General features: G+C 67.4%; 1 protein-coding gene. It reads right to left on the bottom strand.

The genetic code is table 11. The features are described 5' to 3' along the window. Window positions 1–806: condensation domain-containing protein (locus tag J5T34_RS23860; RefSeq protein WP_244259223.1), on the bottom strand; the 806-nt coding region annotated here is incomplete at both ends.

The raw sequence follows: 806 nt of genomic DNA, 5'->3' as shown, positions 1-806 counted from the left end.
CCGGCAGAGATCACCAGGGTCAGCGGGTAGTTGGTGGTCGCCGCATGAGTGACTTGGCCCAACTTCAGACCGTTCTGTTCGCGCTGACGCAGCGCTGCATCGACCGGGTAGTTTTCGAACACCAGGATCGAGTCGAACAGGGCCTGTCCGCCTTGACCTGCCCACCGCTGGATTTCGTACAGCGGCACGTGCTCGTGCTCGCGCAGCGCCAGATTCTCCGCTTGCAGCGCCTGCAGCCAGTCGGCGATGGATTGGTCCGGCGCAGGTGCCTGAATCACCGGCAGCGTGTTGATGAAGAGCCCCAACATCGCCTCGGCGCCCGGCAATGCCGCCGGGCGTCCGGCCACCGTGGCGCCGAAGGCAACGGCGCGTCGTCCGGTATAGCGCTGCAGCACGATGACCCAGGCCGCTTGCAGCAGCGTGTTCAACGTCAGATGTTGACTCGCGGCGCTGCGTTGGAGCCGGGATAGCGCCTCGGCATCGAGCGTGGTGCGGCAGGTGGCGTGGCCGGTGCCGGCATCCGGTGCCGGGAGAGCCGAGGCCAGCCGGGTCGGTTCATCGAGCGCTTGCAGCCGCTCGCGCCAGAACGACTCGCTGGCGGCCACATTGTGCGTTTGCAGCCAGGCGATATGGTCGCGGTAGCGGGAGGCGGACGCGTCGACCGGCTGACCGTGGTAGCGCTGCAGCACCTCGCCGATCAGGCGGGCGGTGCTCCAGCCATCGAGCAGCAGATGGTGGCTGGTCCAGATCATGCGGTAGCGTTCGCTGTCCAGGCGCAGCAGGCGTACGCGCATCAGCGGAGCGGT

Source organism: Cupriavidus gilardii (assembly GCF_017598945.1).
GTDB classification, from domain to species: Bacteria; Pseudomonadota; Gammaproteobacteria; order Burkholderiales; family Burkholderiaceae; genus Cupriavidus; species Cupriavidus gilardii_E.
This window is presented reverse-complemented; position numbering and strand designations above follow the sequence as displayed.